General features: G+C 38.2%; 15 protein-coding genes and 2 tRNA genes. 11 read left to right on the forward strand and 6 right to left on the reverse strand.

The annotated features are described in order from the left end of the window. Window positions 1-72 precede the first annotated feature (72 nt). The 3 genes from ACY2A0_RS09745 to ACY2A0_RS09755 form a co-directional block, all read right to left on the reverse strand. Window positions 73-672, reverse strand: coding sequence for an anthranilate synthase component II (locus tag ACY2A0_RS09745; RefSeq protein ID WP_461789266.1), 600 nt, complete (start codon window positions 670-672; stop codon window positions 73-75). 29 nt (window positions 673-701) lie between these two features. After that, window positions 702-2105, reverse strand: coding sequence for an anthranilate synthase component I family protein (locus tag ACY2A0_RS09750; RefSeq protein WP_461789267.1), 1404 nt, complete (start codon window positions 2103-2105; stop codon window positions 702-704). Window positions 2106-2486: 381 nt separating this feature from the next. Beyond that, window positions 2487-2939: a cytochrome B gene (locus ACY2A0_RS09755; RefSeq protein WP_461789268.1), complete on the reverse strand. Its 453-nt coding sequence runs from the start codon at window positions 2937-2939 to the stop codon at window positions 2487-2489. 297 nt (window positions 2940-3236) lie between these two features. Here ACY2A0_RS09755 and ACY2A0_RS09760 point away from each other — a divergent pair, with 297 nt between their 5' ends. Both ACY2A0_RS09760 and ACY2A0_RS09765 read left to right on the forward strand, forming a co-directional pair. Further along, window positions 3237-6269 (forward strand): amidohydrolase family protein, encoded by a 3033-nt coding sequence (locus ACY2A0_RS09760; RefSeq protein ID WP_461789269.1) that lies wholly within the window; start codon window positions 3237-3239, stop codon window positions 6267-6269. Further along, window positions 6241-7566, forward strand: a complete 1326-nt coding sequence (locus ACY2A0_RS09765; RefSeq protein WP_461791432.1) for an amidohydrolase family protein — start codon at window positions 6241-6243, stop codon at window positions 7564-7566. Before ACY2A0_RS09760 ends, ACY2A0_RS09765 begins: the two co-directional genes overlap by 29 nt. Window positions 7567-8070: 504 nt before the next feature. Here ACY2A0_RS09765 and ACY2A0_RS09770 read toward each other — a convergent pair. Both ACY2A0_RS09770 and ACY2A0_RS09775 read right to left on the reverse strand, forming a co-directional pair. Further along, window positions 8071-8214, reverse strand: a tRNA-Asp gene (locus ACY2A0_RS09770). 79 nt (window positions 8215-8293) lie between these two features. Further along, window positions 8294-8404: transfer RNA gene (locus ACY2A0_RS09775), tRNA-Asp, on the reverse strand. Window positions 8405-8602: 198 nt separating this feature from the next. Here ACY2A0_RS09775 and ACY2A0_RS09780 point away from each other — a divergent pair. From ACY2A0_RS09780 to ACY2A0_RS09820, 9 genes are all read left to right on the forward strand, one after another. Next, window positions 8603-9079 carry an Lrp/AsnC ligand binding domain-containing protein gene (locus tag ACY2A0_RS09780; RefSeq protein WP_113639362.1) on the forward strand — a complete coding sequence of 159 codons (477 nt, stop codon included), beginning with the start codon at window positions 8603-8605 and terminating at the stop codon, window positions 9077-9079. 85 nt (window positions 9080-9164) lie between these two features. Continuing rightward, window positions 9165-9584, forward strand: coding sequence for a response regulator (locus tag ACY2A0_RS09785; protein ID WP_461789271.1), 420 nt, complete (start codon window positions 9165-9167; stop codon window positions 9582-9584). Then, window positions 9571-10644: a sugar transferase gene (locus ACY2A0_RS09790; protein ID WP_461789272.1), complete on the forward strand. Its 1074-nt coding sequence runs from the start codon at window positions 9571-9573 to the stop codon at window positions 10642-10644. The genes ACY2A0_RS09785 and ACY2A0_RS09790 overlap by 14 nt, the downstream gene beginning before the upstream one ends. Before the next feature lie 10 nt (window positions 10645-10654). Beyond that, complete coding sequence (locus ACY2A0_RS09795; RefSeq protein WP_461789273.1) at window positions 10655-11335, forward strand: TolC family protein; 681 nt, start codon at window positions 10655-10657, stop codon at window positions 11333-11335. A gap of 6 nt (window positions 11336-11341) precedes the next feature. Continuing rightward, window positions 11342-13495 (forward strand): exopolysaccharide transport family protein, encoded by a 2154-nt coding sequence (locus ACY2A0_RS09800; RefSeq protein WP_461789274.1) that lies wholly within the window; start codon window positions 11342-11344, stop codon window positions 13493-13495. A 5-nt stretch (window positions 13496-13500) separates the two neighbouring features. Further along, window positions 13501-14958 carry an O-antigen ligase family protein gene (locus ACY2A0_RS09805; protein WP_461789275.1) on the forward strand — a complete coding sequence of 486 codons (1458 nt, stop codon included), beginning with the start codon at window positions 13501-13503 and terminating at the stop codon, window positions 14956-14958. Beyond that, on the forward strand, window positions 14942-16141 hold the full coding sequence (locus ACY2A0_RS09810; RefSeq protein ID WP_461789276.1) for a glycosyltransferase family 2 protein: 1200 nt from the start codon (window positions 14942-14944) through the stop codon (window positions 16139-16141). Before ACY2A0_RS09805 ends, ACY2A0_RS09810 begins: the two co-directional genes overlap by 17 nt. Window positions 16142-16244: 103 nt before the next feature. After that, a complete protein-coding gene (locus ACY2A0_RS09815; RefSeq protein WP_461789277.1) occupies window positions 16245-17447 on the forward strand; it encodes a glycosyltransferase in 1203 nt (400 codons plus the stop codon). Between the two features lie 43 nt (window positions 17448-17490). Continuing rightward, window positions 17491-18405 (forward strand): glycosyltransferase family 2 protein, encoded by a 915-nt coding sequence (locus tag ACY2A0_RS09820; RefSeq protein WP_461789278.1) that lies wholly within the window; start codon window positions 17491-17493, stop codon window positions 18403-18405. Window positions 18406-18425: 20 nt separating this feature from the next. Here ACY2A0_RS09820 and ACY2A0_RS09825 read toward each other — a convergent pair whose 3' ends face one another. After that, a complete protein-coding gene (locus ACY2A0_RS09825; RefSeq protein WP_461791433.1) occupies window positions 18426-19379 on the reverse strand; it encodes a Fic family protein in 954 nt (317 codons plus the stop codon). Window positions 19380-19406 lie beyond the last annotated feature (27 nt).

The following is a 19406-nucleotide window of genomic DNA, read 5'->3' on the forward strand; positions in this document are numbered from 1 at the left end:
CTTTAAGATTGCTTCGTTCCTCGCAATGACGTTAGGGTTATGGTAGGATTTTCTAAATTTAACTTTATACGCTTAACTTATTAATTTTGACTTCCCTTCCAGCCAATTTTTCATCATCTGTTTTCCCTCGGGAGTTAATACACTTTCAGGGTGAAATTGTACGCCACAAACGTCAAGTTCTTTGTGTCTAAGCGACATGATCTGCCCATCTTCATCTACAGCCGTTACAATTAGGCTGTCGGGTAAATTTGCTGGATCAACTACCCAACTGTGATACCTACCCACTTCAAATGGAGCCGATATGTTTTCAAATAACAGTTCGTCTTCAACGGTTTTGTTTACTGGCGTGCTGATCCCATGCATTGGTCGTCCCAGATTCAATAAACTACCGCCAAATGCTTCGGCAATGGCCTGCTGACCTAAGCAAACACCCATAATACTTTTGGTTGGGGCATAAGTTTTAATCACGTCTAATAGTAATCCAGCTTCTTCAGGAATACCTGGCCCTGGAGAAAGCAGAATTTTATCGTATTGATCAACATCTGCCAGTTCAAACTTATCGTTTCTCCAAACTTCGGTATCGTAACCTATCTCGTTAATTAAGTGCACTAAATTATAGGTAAAACTATCGTAGTTGTCTATCACTAGCACTACATTTTTATTATCGCTCATTTCTAAATCGTAATTCGTAAATCAAAAATCTAAATTTCAGTTGCCATTTCAATTGCTCTACGCAAAGCGGCAATTTTGTTATTTACTTCGTTAAGCTCTGTTGCAGCTACTGAATCAGCCACAATGCCGGCACCAGCTCTATAATGCAATTTGTTGTTTTTGCTCATGAAGGTTCTAATCATAATGGCATGATTGAAATCATCGTTAAAGCCCATGTAACCAATAGCACCGGCATAAAAGTTACGGCCCAAGTTCTCATTTTCGTCAATCAGTTGCATGGCTCGGTATTTCGGTGCGCCGCTCAAGGTTCCCGCTGGGTAAGTATCTGCTACCACTTTGAAAGCGCTTCCTTGTTGTTGTAATTGGCCGCTCACTTTAGAAACCAAGTGGATCAAATGAGAATAGTACTGCACCTCTTTGAATGATTTTACTTCCACTTGCTTGCAATGTCTGCTCAAATCGTTTCTGGCCAAATCAACCAGCATTACATGTTCGGCGCTTTCCTTCGGATCGTTTTCTAATGCCTTTGCAATTTTTGCGTCTTCTTCATCATTGCCACTTCTTTTAAACGTACCAGCAATTGGGAAAATATTGGCAGTTTCATTTTTGATGGTAATTTGCGCTTCTGGCGATGAGCCAAAAAGTTTGAAACTACCATAATCGAAATAAAATAAATAAGGCGATGGGTTAATAGAACGAAGGCAGCGGTAAACGTTAAATTCATCTCCTAAAAAACCTTGACTAAAGGCTCTAGATGGAACAATTTGAAAAACATCACCTCTATAAATGTGCTTCTTCAATTTCTCCACCATGTCCATAAAGCCTTGGTCGGTTAAATTGGAGTTTTCTTCACCATCCGTACTGAAACCATATTCTGGAAAGTTTTTATTTTGGATGATGTATTCCATTTTGCTCAAATCTTCGCTTTCATCATCATTAAAAGCATTTTTGAACAAAGTGATTTCGTTTTTGAAGTGGTCTATGGCAATGATATGCCTGTAAATGTGATACTGCATTTCAGGAATTTTGTCTTCCTCTGGCGTAGCTGATGAAAACTTAATATCTTCAAAATACTGAACGGTGTTCCAAGTGAAGTAACCAAATAAACCGCTTGAAATATGCTTTGATTCCAAGTTAGAAATAGGCTGGAACTTATTTTTAAAAGCAGTAATTTCTTCAGAAAGGTTGAAGTCGGTTGTGATTTCGGTTTTGCCGTCGGGATAGCTAATGCTCAGTTCTCCATTTTTTAAAATGATTCCCGCTACTGGCTCAGCGCAAACATAACTTGTGGCATTTTCGCGGCTATGGTAATCAGAACTTTCTAAAAGAATGGTGTTAGTAAACACATCTCTTAATCGCAAATAAATGCTTACGGGTGTAGTAGTATCGGCTAGCCTTTTTTTGCTGTAGGTACTTATCTTGAAGTTATTCATTTCTGTGTTTTTTCGTCGTTGCGAGAAGTTGACGAAGCAATCTGTTTTATACTTTAATCATTTTTTTGACTTCCCTGTTGCTCGCTTCACAGAAAAATCCAAATAAAAAAACCCGACGTGTGGTTCCGTCGGGTTTTGAATGTGGTTTAAGTTTAGGTTTAGGTTGATAAACTATATTTTGCACAAGTCATTGACGAAACTTTCTTTCGAGTTAGTACGCCAGTGCCAAGTGTTTATTTTGTTAATCATTGTAAAGCAAATTTATACAAAATGTTAAATAATCAAAATATTTTGAAAAATTTTATTGTTTTAGTCGCCGATACACAGATAATTTTATGATATCAATAAAAGAAATAGCTGTTTATCGGTGGCAAATATCAACTATGAAACTCCAAAAAACGATCTAGATGGATCATTTTTTACCATCATAGCGATAGAAGCGATAATTAAAATTAGCGCAATGCCGAAGAAAATGGCAACTGACTTATGTTTAGCCACGGCATCTGCCACTTTTTTTGATCTTGTATTTCCAATGGTAATCAAAACAACAGCAGCAATCATGATAGCAATATGCTCCATTTTCCAGTAACGATATAAAGCTTCGCTAGTTGGACCTTTGGTTAGCGGACTTAAAACATATAGTCCAATGCCCATTAGGAATTGGATGTGTGCACTAATTAAAGTAAATACGTTTAGTTTTCGGTTACCTTCAGTATAAGCCTTTTTGCCAAACCAGCCACTTAATGCTTGTAGAATTGCAACTACTAAAAGAATTAAAACGATGTAACGCCAGCCTGAGTGCGCACTTTTCAATATTGGGTATAATGATTCCATGTTTTGTTTTTTATTTTTTCCAAACTTAGATAAAATTGAAGTTGTATGCAATTTTATCGTTTCCTCACAACGTACACTTATATAAATTCACTGACATTAAATTCACGCCCCGTCAGGCCTATTTTGTTTCGACATCAGGCGGAACAGTTGGTTTTTATTAAATAGATAGCAAAGTTGTAGCAGGAAAAGTTTTATTTCGAAAAAAGTATATTGAAATTTAAGTAAAAAATGTGTTAGTTATTTAAATACATTAGAATTATAAATAGCTTTAAGCCATAATTCTAAACATTAACTAACATGAAGAAAATTTTACTAGCGCTTGCGTTGGTATTTTCTACTGTGATTGCATTTGCGCAACAAACCTTTCCTGTGAATGGTTCGTTTGACGTGCGAAGTGGGCAATATGCCTTTACTAATGCAACCATTGTAGTAAATGCTAACCAAACCATTAGCAATGGTACTTTGCTAATTAAAAACCAGGTGATCCAATCTGTGGGCGCCGGCACTACCATCCCTAAAGGATATGTAGTAATCGACCTTAAAGGAAAGTACATCTATCCCTCATTAATTGATGCGTTTACTAGCTATGGCGTTCCAGTTGATGCCAGTGCATCTTCGGGTCGTGGCGGCTTCGGCGGTCAGCGTCAATCCATTTTCACTACGCAGAAAAAAGGTGCTTACAACTGGAATGCTGCCATCAGGCCAGAAACTGAAGTGAGAACCATCTTTTCTATCGACAACAAAAAGGCTGACGAACTTCGTAAGGCAGGTTTCGGTAGTGTAAATGTGATCAATAGAGATGGTATCGCTCGTGGTACCTCGGCTGCGGTAACACTAAATGATGAGTTTGAGCACAAAGTGATATTGAAAGATCAAACAGCTGCCAACTATTCATTCAGCAAAGGCAGTTCAACTAATGACTACCCAACTTCGTTAATGGGATCTATCGCTTTGTTACGTCAAACTTATTTGGATGCCACTTGGTATAAAAACCAAAAAGAGGAGTACAATATCTCCCTAGATGAATTTAACAAGCAACAAGGTTTACCTCAGATTTTTGAAGCTGATGGATGGGCAAATATCCTACGTGCTGATAAAATAGCGAAGGAGTTTGGCAAGCAATACATCATTAAAGCTGGTGGCGATGAGTATCAGCGCATTGATGCTGTTAAGGCAACTGGTGCAAGCTTAATTGTGCCTATCGCTTATCCAAAAGCTTACGATGTGGAAGATCCCGCAGAAGCGAGAAACGTAACCTTGGCACAAATGAAAGCTTGGGAAATGGCTGCAAGCAATCCTGGTGTGTTGGAAAAAGCAGGGATCAATTTCGCATTAACTGCATTTGGGTTGGATAATAGCCGCGAATTTTGGGCAAATATCCGCACTGCGATAGAAAACGGTTTAACGGAAAAACAAGCTTTACTTGCGGTTACCGAGGTGCCTGCGAAAATGTTAGGCATCGGTGATAAAGTGGGATCTATTGAAAAAGGTAAATTGGCCAATTTCTTGATCACTTCTGATAATTTATTCAAAAGCAACAATATCATCCACGAAAATTGGGTGCAAGGCAAACGCTACATCGTAAACAAAATGGATGTAAGCGACTTAAAAGGCGTTTATAATTTGAACGTTGATGGTGTTGGTGCTTTAACTTTAAAAATAACCGGCCCAACTGCTGCGTCGATTGAGCGTACAGGCGCTGACAGTGTTAAAACTACAGCTACCTTAGGCAGAAACGGCGATTGGGTAACCTTGAGCTTCAACTTGAAGAAAAATCCAAAAGGCGATGTCCGCTTAACTGGCTATATCTCTTCGGAATCACCAATTGCTATGAAAGGTGAGGCTGCTTTAAGTGATGGAAGCGAGGGCAAGTGGACAGCCACTTTTAAAGAAGCTGGAAAAGAAATGCCTAAAAAAGAAGAGCCAAAACCTACTCTAGCTAACGGCCCACTAATTTATCCTTTCCAGTCGTTTGGAAACGAAGCCTTACCAAAAGCAGAAAGCGTGTTATTGAAAAATGCAACCGTATGGACTAACGAGAAAGACGGTATTTTGCAAAATGCAGATGTGCTTTTGGAGAATGGAAAAATCAAAGCAGTAGGCAAAAACTTAGCGGCAGGTGCTGCAAAAGTGATTGATGCTACTGGCAAACATATCACACCAGGTATCATTGATGAACATTCGCATATTGCTGGCTCAGGTGGTATCAACGAAGGTGCTCAGTCAGTTTCTTCAGAGGTTCGCATTGGTGATATCATCAATTCGGAAGATGTTAATATTTACCGTCAGTTGGCTGGTGGCGTTACCACTTCTCAAATCCTGCATGGTTCGGCAAATCCAATCGGTGGCCAGTCGCAGTTAATCAAATTGCGTTGGGGCAAATTGCCAGAGGAATTAAAATTTGCTGGTGCAGATGGTTTTATCAAATTCGCCCTAGGTGAAAACGTAAAACAAAGTAATTTCGGTAGCGGGCAACGTTTTCCTGTAACCCGTATGGGCGTTGAGCAAACATTTGTGGATGCTTTTACCCGTGCTAAAGATTACGAAGCTGCACTAAAAGTTAAAGGAAATAATGTGCGTAGAGATTTAGAATTGGATGCTTTGGTGGAGATTTTAAATAACAAACGTTTCATCACTTGTCACTCTTATGTACAGTCAGAAATTAACATGTTGATGCATGTGGCTGATAGTTTAGGTTTTAAAATCAATACTTTCACACACATTTTGGAAGGTTATAAAGTGGCTGATAAAATGAAAGCTCACGGTATTGCTGCCTCAACTTTCTCTGATTGGTGGGCTTATAAATTTGAGGTGGCCGAAGCAATTCCTTACAATGGAAAAATCATGCACAACGTGGGCATTACCACTGCATTCAACTCTGATGATGCGGAGATGGCTCGTCGCTTAAACCAAGAGGCGGGTAAAGCGGTATTGTACGGAGGTGTTCCAGAAGAGGAAGCGTTCAAATTTGTATCGTTAAACCCAGCTAAGATGTTGCACATTGATGATAAGGTGGGAAGTTTAAAAGTAGGCAAGGATGCCGACGTGGTAATTTGGTCTGATAATCCACTTTCTATTTACGCTAAAGCGGAAAAAACTTTTGTAGATGGCGTGTTGTATTGGGACATCGAGAAAGATGCTCAAAAATTGAAACAGCAACAGGCTGAAAGGGCAAGGCTAGTACAAAAAATGATTGATAGCAAAAACAAAGGAGGCAGAACCCAACGTCCAATGGGCACTACCTCAACGTTATACAACTGCGAAACTGCAAGTGATTATTCAAACGGTTTCGAAGCAATTAATGCAGAAGGAGGACATCACCATGAATAAGAAAATTTTAACCTTATTTGTTGCCTTAGCGGCAAGTGTGTCCGCTTTTGCGCAAGCTAATATTTCACCTGCCAAATCCCAAACTAAAAAAGTGATTTTGTTGGGTGGCGTGGTTCACACGGGTAACGGCACTGTAATTAACAACGGTTATGTGGTATTTGAAAAAGGAAAAATCACGGGTGTTGGCGATGCTACAACAGTGAAGTTTGCTACAAATGACGCCGAGTTGATTAGCATAAGTGGCAAACATGTGTATCCGGGTTTTATAGCTCCAGTAAATACGGTGGGCTTAGTGGAGTTCGAGTCGGTTAAAGCTACTTTGGATTTTCAGGAAATTGGTAACTTAAATCCGCATATCCGCTCTTTAGTAGCCTATAATACGGATTCTAAAATACCAGCAACGCTACGCAGTAACGGTGTGTTGATGGCGCAAATTAGACCTAGCGGTGGTTCAATTTCTGGAAGCTCTTCAGTGGTGCAGTTAGATGCTTGGAATTGGGAAGATGCAGCTGTTAAAACGGACGATGGAATGCATGTAAACTGGCCTGCTACTCCTCGTTTCAGAGGTTTTGGTGGTCGCCCAGGTTTTTCTGCAGAGTCATTTGCTGAACGTACGCAAGCTGCAATTGCAGAATTAACATCGTTTTTTGAAGAAGCGAAAGCCTATAATGAAGGACCTAAACCTGCCGAAACCAACACACGTATGGCTGCAATGGCTAAGTTGTTTAAAGGCGAACAAAAATTGTACATCTCTGCTAATACACAAAAAGATATCGTAGCTGCGGTTAATTTTGCTAAGAAATTTAACATAGCGCCAGTAATTATTGGCGGTAGTGAGGCCTATCTGATCACCGATTTTCTGAAACAGAATAATGTAGCGGTGATTGTAAATCAGCCACACTCGTTGCCAACTAACATTGATGACGATGTGAATATGCCTTACAAAAACGCAGCAATTTTGTACAATGCTGGGGTTACCGTTGCTATTAGTATCGAAAACTTTTGGCAGCAACGCAACTTGCCTTTTATGGCCGGTACAGTAGCCACTTGGGGTTTGGATAAGGAAAAGGCATTGCAAACCATTACCTTAAATACCGCTAAAATTTTAGGTATTGATAAAACTGCCGGAAGCTTAGAGGTTGGTAAAGATGCTACGTTATTTATTTCAACTGGAGATGCGTTGGACATGAGAACCAACAAAATCGAAAAGGCTTTTATTCAAGGAAGAGATATCAATTTGGATAATTTGCACAAGCAGTTGGACAAAAAATTCAGTGATAAGTACGGAATAAAGTAATAAATATCCATTGATTAAAGTCCTCCTTGTTGGTTTATGCTAACTGGGAGGACTTTTTTATTGAGCATTAGGGAGGGCGCCAACAATCAGCGTTGTCTTTAACATATTCCTATGATACGCTCGTTTCCAAAGTTGGCGTTCCCGCTACGTCTCAAAAAACTCGATTTAATGCAGGTTAGCAAATACGAATAAGATCAATTTTTATTAAATTGATTCTAATACATAAAAAGTATTGAAATATTTTTAGATAATTCCTGAAAAGAATATCTAAATTATTAATTTGTATCTTTGATGCTGCATTTCATTGGCACCACGTCATTGCGAGGTACGAAGCAATCTTAAAGCTATCGTATTTTTTTTGACGTTGTAAGATTGCTTCGTCGTTCCTCCTCGCAATGACGATCCAGTGTAAACGCAAAGTTTGATCTTTGAAAGAATAATAGAAATAAAAAAAAGCGATCCAATCCAGAACCGCTTCCTTAACTAACTTATTATTTATAAAAATGGCTGTTGGGGAAGGAGTCGAACCTTCAAGGGGTAGTTAGCTACAGTTCAAAATTAATTTGTGGTCAACCCATAAACTGCGTTTATCCCATAATCCCCACCACCGAGACAAGGAGGTGTGTCTGCCAATTTCACCACCCAACATTGTTGTTAGTTTTACAGTTTTCAGCTTCCAATTAGCAGTTGTAAAAACTGCAAACTGATTACCGCGAACTGTTTACTGCTGTAGGGGAAGGAGTCGAACCTTCATAGAGTGGTTGTTCCGTTTCCGGCTTTCCCATTATCCTCTACCACCGAGACAAGGAGGTGTGTCTGCCAATTTCACCACCCTACATTTTAGTATTTCAATTTTTCAGTTTTCAATATGCAATTAACTATGAGCTATTTATTGAAAACTATAAGCCGCCTACTGGCATTTGCTTGAAACAAATATAGGACGTTTAATAAATATGTTGCAAATTTTTTAATGAATTAATTTTATTTTTATTATATTTTCATTTATTTTTATAAATCATTAACAAAAATATAATTTATGCTCAAAAAGGAAACTCAAAATTTAGAAATTGATAACCTAGATATTCAAATTCTTACTCAGCTAATGCAGGATGCCACTAAGCCTTATACTGAAATTGCAAAAGAGCTTATCGTTTCGGGCGGTACTGTCCATGTGCGTATGAAGAAATTGGCCGATATGGGAATCATCAGAGGATCGCATCTTATCATTGATCCTAGGAAAGCTGGCTACGATATTACAGCATTTTTAGGGATTTATTTAGAGAAGGGCTCGTTGTACAAAGATGCTGTAGAGCAATTGAGCAGGATTAAAGAAGTGGTAGAGTTGCACTATACCACCGGTGCTTATAGTATGTTCGCAAAAATCACTTGTAGGGACACAGACCATTTACGCCACGTGTTAAACGAGGAAATTCAAGCAGTAAAAGGTATACAACGTACTGAAACGCTTATTTCATTAGAAGAGAGTATCAAAAGACAAATTGAGTTAATTTAAGGGCATCTTCGGAAAATATCACAAAAAGGAGTAGAATTTAAGTTTTTATTGATAGCTTAGTTCGTTCTAAAAATTTGTGAATACGATGCCATCTTCAAGTATGAAAGCAGGTTCAAATAAAAAGTTGATTTTACTGGTGGATGATGAGATTACCGTGCTGAAACTTTTGGAGTTTATCCTTAAAAAAGATTATGAATTGGTAATCCATAACAATGGTTTGGAAGCTATCAGTTGGATGGACGAAGGCCACATGCCTGACCTAATTATATCGGACTTGGAGATGCCGTATGTAGATGGCTTAGATTTCGTGAGAAGTTTGAAAACCAGCGGATACTATAGAGATATCCCAATTATTTTATTATCTGCAGCCTATTCCTTGGAGGATTTAGTTGAAAAGCTTCCATACCACTTTAACCTTTTGATGCCGAAGCCGTTCAACCCTAATAAATTGAAAGAAAGTATACAGCATCTATTAAAACTAGACTCAATCAATGCAAGCAAATAGTTCCTTTGGCATGCCTCAATCTAGGGTTAATATCATTTACTGTGCTGAGCGATACGACAACGATATTAACGCAACTTTTTCTGACGGAGGTACCGTTAGAAAAGCCGATAGCTTTGCTCAACTAGCCGAGATGGTAGGAAAGCTCTCTGTTTACGAACTAGACGTAAATATATTGCTTGAAGTAAATCCAGCCGAAGTAGCCGATGCCATGGGATTGGTAGAAACACTGAAGAAAAACTGGCTAAGTAGAAATTTAGTAGTGGTATTTCTGCTCACTGAAAACGATCCAGCTGTTACAGCGCAAGCTTTTGCCGCTCGTGTAGCAGATTGTTATTCGCCAACAATTCCTTTTGCCGATGTGAAGTTGAGGTTGCAATACTTATCTGCCTACAAAATTCTTAACGAACAGCTTAAAGATTTGCCGGAAGCGCCCCTTCAGCAATATAAAATTCCAGTAATGAAACGCCTTTTGGACTTGACAATTTCTATACTGGCATTGGTGCTTTTAAGTCCTTTCTTTATCATTATCGCTATCCTCATTAAACTTGATTCGAAAGGGCCTGTATTTTACACTAGTAAGCGTGTGGGTACCGGCTATAAAATTTTCGACTTTTATAAGTTCAGGTCGATGCGTGTAAATGCGGACAAAGAAGTAGAGAATTTGATTGCAACGTCTGCAAACCAATATGGTGATTCAGCTTTCTTTAAAATGAAAAATGATCCACGTGTAACCAAACTAGGTAATTTTTTAAGGAATTCTAGTATCGATGAGCTACCACAATTGTTTAATGTGGTAAAAGGTGATATGTCCATTGTTGGTAACCGGCCACTACCTTTATATGAAGCAGAGCTACTAACCACAAATGAATGGTCGATGCGGTTTTTAGGACCCGCCGGAATTACTGGCTTATGGCAAATTATTAAAAGAGGAAAAAGCGACATGTCTGATCGTGAACGCAAAAAACTAGATAACTTTTACAACAAAAAGTTCTCAGTATGGTTAGACTTGAAGATAATATTAATGACCGTACCTGTGCTTTTCCAAAAAGAGAAGGTATAAAACCTAAATTATGTCAGTAAAAAGGTTTTTTATTATATTGCTTGTAATGGCAGTTAGTGTGCAGATAAAGGCTCAGAATGATATCACGAGCCAAATTAATACACCACTGCTGCAAAAATATATTGATTTAGCTAAGGAATATTATCCGAAAAGGAAAATGTATAAAGCTAGTGAGCTAAGTGCAAAGGCTAAGGTTGGTGTGGCTAAGGCAGGCTATTTGGAGTCTTTAAATGTGTCATATTTTTACAGACCAGATAATGCTTCTATCATTGATGCCACCAATCCATATTCCATTAATGGTTTCCAATTTGGAGTGTACCTTAACTTAGGATTGTTTGCCCGCACACCATCTCTGGTTAAACAAGCAAGGGAGGAATATAATTCTGCCGCCTATCAAACCAAAGAATACGATATCCTGTTAACTTCTGAAGTGCGACAAAGATATTTTGAGTATTTACAATGGTTAAATGATCTTAAGGTGAAGAATCAGGCGTACATTGATAACAAAACAGCTAGCGATGCACTGAGGTATAAATTTGAAAAAGGCGAGGTTTCATTAGATGTTTACAGTAAAGCTAAATCCTTAACTTCTATTTCAAGTTCCGAAAAATTACAGTCGGAATTGAATATGTTGAGGGCAAAAGATAATTTGGAGGCGCTAATTGGCCAAAAATTGGAGGACGTGAAATAAGCGGCTATGAATTTAAAGGATTTCTTAAGGCTCATTTCTAAATATAGGTGGTTAATTATAGCCATTCCTATTATTACGCTTTTAGTAACCTACCTTTTTGTTAAAAATCTACCAAAACAATATAAATCTCAAGCTAAACTGTCTACGGGTTTACTGGATCCATCGAGGCAGGTAGCGCCAGAAGTACCTTCCTACTCAGGTCCCGATGTGCTGATCAAGATCAATCAGCAATTCACTAATATCATGGATATCATGGTAATGCCCAAAAATATGAGCATTTTATCTTACCGCTTGATATTACACGATTTGAGAAATCCTCAAAAACCTTTTAAACCGCAAAGCGATGATATCAATGCATTAACGGCGGCGCAAAGGCAGGAGGCAATTAGGCTTTTTGAAGAAAGATTAATTAAAAAACAAGTACTTACGCCTTTCGATAACTACGATATTAAGCTTTATAACTTGGTAAAGTCGATGGGATATGATGCTGAAGCTATCAGCAGAAAACTATCCATTACCCACGAAGATAATAGTGATTTTGTAACAGTAGAGTACACTTCTGAGAATACTTTTCTATCAGTTTTCGTGGTAAATACCTTGTCTAGCGATTTCGTAAACAACTACAGTGAAGATCTGATTAGTAATAAAAACAAATCCATATTAGTGCTTGATTCGCTTTTGCAGAAAAAAGAAGCGGTGATGAACCAAAAAAATCAAGAGCTGAAAGAGTATAAAATCAAAAATCGTGTGCTGAATTTGGATAAGCAATCTCAAATTGTATATCAGCAAATTATTGATTACGAGAATAAGAAATCACAAGCATTAATTGATTTGCAGTCGTTGCAGTCGGCGTTAAATAATGTAAATAATAATCTGGATAATAGAGGTTTAGATAAGTATTTAGGCGCTGGTGTTTCACGAGATAACCAAACTGTAATCGTGTTACGCAATAAGGTGCAAGCGGCTAACAACGATTATATTGACGGTGGTTTTAAAGCTGTGGATAAGAAGAAAGTTGATTCTTTACAGCAGTTACTTGATATTCAATTAACTAAATCTAATGACCAGTATGTTGCTGATCCGGTAATTGCGAAGCAAACTTTGGTACAACGCCGCATTGAGATAGGCATCGATTTAGAAAAAACCAGGGCAAGTATCCAAGATATCGATAGGGAGTTGGCAAAACTAAATGCTAAATTTTCGACAATGGTGCCGTTTGATGCAGGTGTTCAAAAATACGAGCGTGATGCTGATGTAGCTACCAAAGAATACTTAGACCTACTGAACCGCTACAATCAAACTAACTTAGATAAAAACATTGGTTTGCGCTTGCAATTAGAGCAAGAGGGCGTACCAACCGTTGCAGAGCCTTCAAGAAAAGTGATTTACATGGCTTTGAGCGGCATTGCCAGCATAGCTATCTGTTTCGGTTTGCTGTTCGTAATTCATGTGCTGGATCATTCCATCAACAACAGAAAACAGCTTGAAATTGCTACTAAAGGTCGTGTTATTGGCGAGTTAAATTTCATTAGAAAGGAGAACCGTGACATTGACGAGATTTGGAAAAACGCAGCAAATGATAAGCAGTTTTCAACTTATAAAAATTTGTTACGGGAAGCCAGATTCGAAATTAATCAGTCCCTGGCCCAAAAAGATCACAAGGTGTTGGGTTTAACTAGACTTCATCCCGAAAATTTCACCATATTTTCAGCGGTAAGTTTAGCCTATGCTTTTGCCAGATTAGACAAGCAGATTCTACTTATTGGAGATGCAGAAATGGCAAATGAGATCCAGAAATGGAATATCCCGACCCACCAAACTTTAAAAACTGTACTAAAGACTTTCACTTTAGAAAAAAATAACCTCATTACTTTCTTAAATAAAGATTTAGAAGGCCTATCGTTATTAGAAAATAAGGATGATCTGAGTATTGCTCAAATCTTTAGAGGCCTAAAAAATGAATTTGATTACATTATTGTTTACCTAGATGCGGTAAACGGTGAATCGGATTTACGTGAATGGATACTTTTTACGGAGAAGTATTTAGCAACTTTCATGGCTGGAAATTCATTAAGTGAGAGAGACAGAGAAGCAATCAGACACTTAAACAGCGATGAAAAATTTATCGGCTGGTTAATCAACGGCGTTAAAAGAAAATAAGCGTTATGCTTAAAAATTTGTACGTACATATTGCCGACAATAAAAAGGCTTGGCTATTTTTTTTAATAGCAATGAGCCTTTCTCTATGTGTTGCCGGCTCGGTAGTGCGATACGGATTTTTGGGGCCAATTGCTGTTTTGGCTTTGGCAGCAGCAGGAGCGTTTTTATATGCTACTTTTAACAATCCCCGGGTAGCCTTTGTAGTGTACTTTGGCTATTGTTTCGTCTTAGGCTTTGTTGTTAAAACTTTTCTCAATATCCCGGTAGGTTTGGCTATGGATGCCATTTTGCTACTTACATGGGCCAGCATTTTGGTTAACCTCAATCGTTTTAATTGGAAGGCGCTAAAGAACGAGCACGTATTATTATCAGCTATATGGTTTGGCATAAGTGTGCTTCAAGTGCTAAATCCTTATGGTGGAAGTTTTACAGGATGGTTCAATGAGCTTCGGTTTACTGCCCTAAGTTGGTTGCTTATTGCACCAATTGTATTTCTACTTTTCAATCAAAAAGCTGATTTAAATAGATTCTTTATTTTCATCTTCTTTTTTTCTTGCTTCGCCACTTTGTACGGCGTAAAGCAGTTTTATATTGGTTTAACTAATGGCGAGCAGCAATGGCTTGATGCGGGAAACAGTGTAACACATATTTTGGGTGGCACGCTTAGGGTTTTCTCCATTTATTCGGATGCAGGCCAGTTTGGCGCTTCGCAAGCTATTATGGCGGTAATGGCACTGGTGTTAGCCATGGGCCCTTTTTCATTAATCAAGAGACTTGCTTTTGGCGCAATAGCTTTGGTGATGTTGTACGGAATGGCTATTTCTGGCACCAGGGGCGCATTATTTGCATTGGTTTCGGGTATTGCTTTTGCCTTATTTTTAAGCAAGAATTTCAAGGTACTCATTATAGGAAGTGCTTTTGCCTTAAGCGGTTTAGGAATTTTAAAATATACCACTATTGGTAATGATAGCTTTCAAGTCATGCGATTGCGTAGTGCGCTTGATCCCAAAGATGCATCGTTTAATGTAAGGATGATGAACCAAAAAAAACTAGCCTATTTACTACGTGATGAGCCTTTTGGTGCGGGATTAGGTATGAGCGGCATGAACGGTACTACTTACAATGCCGATAAACCCATTGCCAACATACAACCTGACAGTTATTGGGTTAAAGTTTGGGTGATGTATGGCGTAGTTGGCTTGTTCATTTGGTTTGGAATTAATTGTTATATCATTGGAAAATGTAGCGGTATTGTGTGGCAGTTGCAAGACCCAAAGCTGAAGACAAAAATGATTGCTTTAACCTCGGGGACGGTTGGCTGTTTCATATGTAGCTACGGAAACGAGGTAATGAACGCCATTCCTTCTTCAGTAATCATGTTTATGTCATGGTCTTTCGTATTTATTGCACCTTGGTTAGATACTCCTAAAAAAGAAATTGAAGCAGATGGATATACTTTATAGCATAATTGATTTATTGTTTTGGGTGTTGGGCATATACCTGCTGCTCAATTGTGCTTATCTGGCTTTTTTTGGTGTTGTAGGCTTGCTGCCGATGTCGAAATCAAAAAAGGAAACGCAACATTTTAGAAAAATAGCGGTGCTTTTTCCTACCTACCAAGAAAATGTGGTGATTATTGATAGCGTAAAATCTGCTCTTGCGCATGCCTATCAAGGTACTTTTGAGGTGGTGGTGATCGCTGATGGTTTGCTGCCCGAAACGTTGGACACTTTACGGAGCTTGGGTGCAAAAGTAATTGAGGTGTTTTTTGAGAAAAGCACCAAAGGTAAAGCCATGCAATTTGCAATGAACCAATTAAAAAATGAAGGTTTTGAAATGGCGTTGGTAATGGATGTAGATAACATCATGAGCGATAATTGTCTCACTTATCTCAATGCCGCTTTTGACGGTGGAAATAAAGTAGTGCAAGCACATCGGGTAGCCAAAAATATGGATAGTAGTTTTGCGTTTTTAGACGCCTGTAATGAAGAAGTAAACAATCATCTATTTAGAAAAAGCCATGCTATTCTGGGCTTGTCGCCGGCGTTAATTGGATCGGGGATGGCCTTTGAGTTTAATTATTTCCTCAGTTTGCTGAACAATATTGGAGAAACGGTTGGTGAAGATAAGCAGCTTGATTTTATGATTGCAAAGGACAATGTTCATATTGCTTATCTCAACGATGTTTATGTATACGATGAAAAGATAGAGAATGCAAAGGTTTTTACCAAGCAGCGTACCAGATGGATTGCTTCACAGGTTGAGTTCCTCAAAAAATATGCTTTTGAGGGGTTTGTTCAGTTATTTAAAGGCAATATCGAGTTCTTTAACAAAACCTTACAAACTTTTTTAGTGCCTAGAATGTTGCTGTTGGCTTTACTTTTTGTATTGGCAGTACAATCGTTTTTTAATCCGTTTGGACCGTCAAATGTCTTTTGGATTAGTTTATTTGCCAGTTTGTGCATTACTTTAATTATTTCCATACCAAAGCGTTTTTACGCTGATAAGAGATTATACGTTGCTTTATTGCAAATTCCTAGGGCAATGTTTGGGATGATGATTGCCTTGGCAAGTATAGGAAAAGCTAAAAAGTCGTTTATGGCTACGCCTCATAGCGCTAAGCCAATGAATAAAGAAAATAGATAATTATGCCTTTAGAATTGCTGATCTTTCCTGCTGTAATTTTTGGGATCCTTGGTTTTGTAAGGGGAGTGAGTGCATATAAGCGAGTTCAAGATAAATCATAAATATGGCGATTATTGAAAATAGAGACATTATTGTAGTTGGTCAACAACCTTGGGATACTCCAATTGGAAGTAATTGCAAGGATATCGCCATTGAATTCAGCAAACATAACCGTGTGTTGTACATTAATGCACCGCTTGATCGTCGTACTAAATTTCAGCAAGCGGCAACCGAAGGCGTACAAAAGCGAGTGCGTGTAATTAAAGGCGAAGAAAATGGATTGGAGCAAATTGCACCTAATTTCTGGGTATATTATCCCGATGTAATCAACGAATCTATCAACTGGATCAAACCAACTTCTATTTTTCGCATCTTCAATAAAATCAATAACAAGCGTTTTGCTAAATCCATACTAAAAGCATTAAAGCAATTAAATTTTAAGGATTTTATGCTATTTAATGATAGCGATATGTTCAGAAGCTATCATTTAAAGGAACTGCTGAACCCAGCGTTAAGTATTTATTATTCGAGAGATAACTTGTTGGCAACGCCTTATTGGGGGAAACATGGTAAACATTTGGAGCCTGAGTTAATCAAAAAAAGCGACTTATGTGTGGCCAACTCTGTTTACTTGGCCAATTACTGCAAGCAATACAATCCAAATTCGTTTTATGTAGGGCAAGGATGCGATTTTACGCTTTTTAAGAATGATGAAAGTGTAAAAGTGCCTGAAACTTTAACAGTAATTCCGAAGCCAATTTTGGGTTATGTTGGTGCTTTGCTTTCTATCCGTTTAGATGAGCAAATATTGGTTCATTTGGCCGAACAAAAACCAGAATGGAGCGTGGTGCTGGTTGGTCCCGAAGATGATGATTTTAAGGCAAGTAAGCTTCATCAAATGCCAAACGTACATTTTTTAGGCCCACAAAAACCGGAGAGTTTGCCATCATACATTAAAGGATTTGATATTTGTTTGAACCCGCAAGCGTTAAATCCGCTTACTATTGGTAATTATCCGCGTAAAATTGATGAGTATTTAGCTATGGGAAGACCAACTTTAGCCACTAAAACTGAAGCTATGAGTGTGTTTGAAGACTACGTTTACATTGCCGAGACTAAGGAGAATTACGTAAAACTTGCTGAAAAAGCGCTCACAGAGAATAACCCAGGGTTGGAGCAAAAGCGCATTGATTTTGCCAAAACGCATACTTGGGAGAAAAATGTAGAAGAGATTTACAAAGCGATCAAGAGCGTAAAGCAAACTTAACCAGCTATAAATGCAATAACATCTGTAGCTTATTTAACACAAAATGGCATTAACTTCAATTATCACCGTTAATTTTCACCAAGCAGCTGTCACCATTGATTTATTGAAGTCAATCGCAAAGTCCTATTCCCCTAATGAGGTTGAAGTAGTCATTGTTGATAATGGTGCCAATAAAAACATGGAGTTAATCTTTCAGCCCCATTTTGAAAATATCAAATACATTCAATCCAAAGAAAATTTAGGATTTGCTGGCGGCAATAATTTGGGCATCCAAAAAGCTAAGGGCGAATATATTTTTTTGTTAAACAACGATACGGAGATACCAGCAGGTTGCATACAAACACTCATTGCAGAGCTGGAGGCTAATGCTCAAATCGGTTTGCTATCTCCTTTGTTGCTTTATTTCGACCAACCTGATTTGGTGCAGTATGCAGGTTTTACGCCAATGAATTATTTGGTAGCCAGAAACGCCTATATTAGCCAGTTCGAAAAAAACGTTGGCCAGTTTGATGGTAAAAGCTATGAAACTGGCTTTTGCCATGGTGCGGCGGTAATTTGCAGGAAAGCCGATTTGCAAAACGCAGGTTTAATGGACGAAACTTATTTCCTGTACTACGAAGAATTAGATTGGTGCGAGAAGTTCAAAAGAATAGGCAAAGAAATTTGGTTCACCGGAAAAACCCATGTTTATCACAAGGAATCTATTAGCGTAGGCAAGGCAAGTCCTCTTAAAATTTATTTCAATACCCGTAACCGGATGTTGTTTATTCGTAAAAACACAGGCTGGTTAAACACCTTATTTTTCAGTTTGTATTTTACATTGGTTGCCTGCCCCAAAGCGGTGGTAAAATATTTGTTAGCAGGAGAAAGTAAGTTGGCAAAATGGACATTGAAAGGCTTGTGGTGGAACTATACCCACAATAAAAATAGTAAGGATTTGGGGTATGAAATAAGGTAATTTAGCTTTAGAAAGCTGAACTAGCGTTTTTTATAGACAGTATTTTTTTTATCGCCAACTTTTTCAATCAAACCTTTTTCCACTCCGTTTTTTAAATCCCTGCTAGCAGTAGCGGTAGAAATATCCTGATAATTTTGCATATACTGTTTTCTAGTAAAAGAACCTGTATGCTTTTCTATAAAAAACTCGATTCTTTGTGTTTCAGTAAGTTTTCGGAATGAAGTTTCAAGGAGATCGTTTAGTGAAAGGTCGATGATACCGAGCATAAACTCAATAAATGTGGTTGATTTCCCCTCTTTATCCGAAGTAGAAAGCGCATTGTAGTATTGGTGTTGATTTTTGGAAATCAGCGTTTCAAAAGGTAGAAATTCGAACAAGGGGTATTCACTCATTAAGATGGCTGTCTGCCATAATCTTCCCATACGTCCGTTGCCATCCGTAAAGGGGTGTATAAATTCCATCTCATAGTGAAAAACGCAACTTTTTATCAGGGTAAGCCCAGTTTTATCTTTCAAATAAACGAATAAGTCTTTCATTAGAAAAGGTACGTTCTCGTAGGGAGGAGCTATATGTTCCAATTTAGCTCCTTTAACTATCCCAACACCTTCTTTTCGGTAAATGCCTGCTTTAACAACTAGCCCATTCATCAATAGTTGATGAGCTTTGAGAAAATCCTTTTCGGAGGTGTAATTGAAATTATTTAACGACTTATACACTTCGAGTGCATTTAGCACTTCTTTAATGTCTTTTTCAGGTCCCGCAACTCTTTTGTTTTCAATAATAGCGGTAACCTGCTGCTCTGATAAAGTATTACCTTCAATACTTAAAGAGGAGTGGATGGTTTTAATTTGATTCTGTTTTCGAAGCTTAGGATTTTGCTGAACTAAGTATTTAGCATTTACCTCTCCAGCTTTCTGGGAAATACTGGCTACTAGTTTCAATATCTTCGAAGTGATTTCGTATGGCGGGTTCATTTTTTGATACTATCAAATGATACTATC

The organism is Pedobacter sp. (genome assembly GCF_965249885.1).
In the GTDB taxonomy this organism is placed as follows: Bacteria; Bacteroidota; Bacteroidia; order Sphingobacteriales; family Sphingobacteriaceae; genus Pedobacter.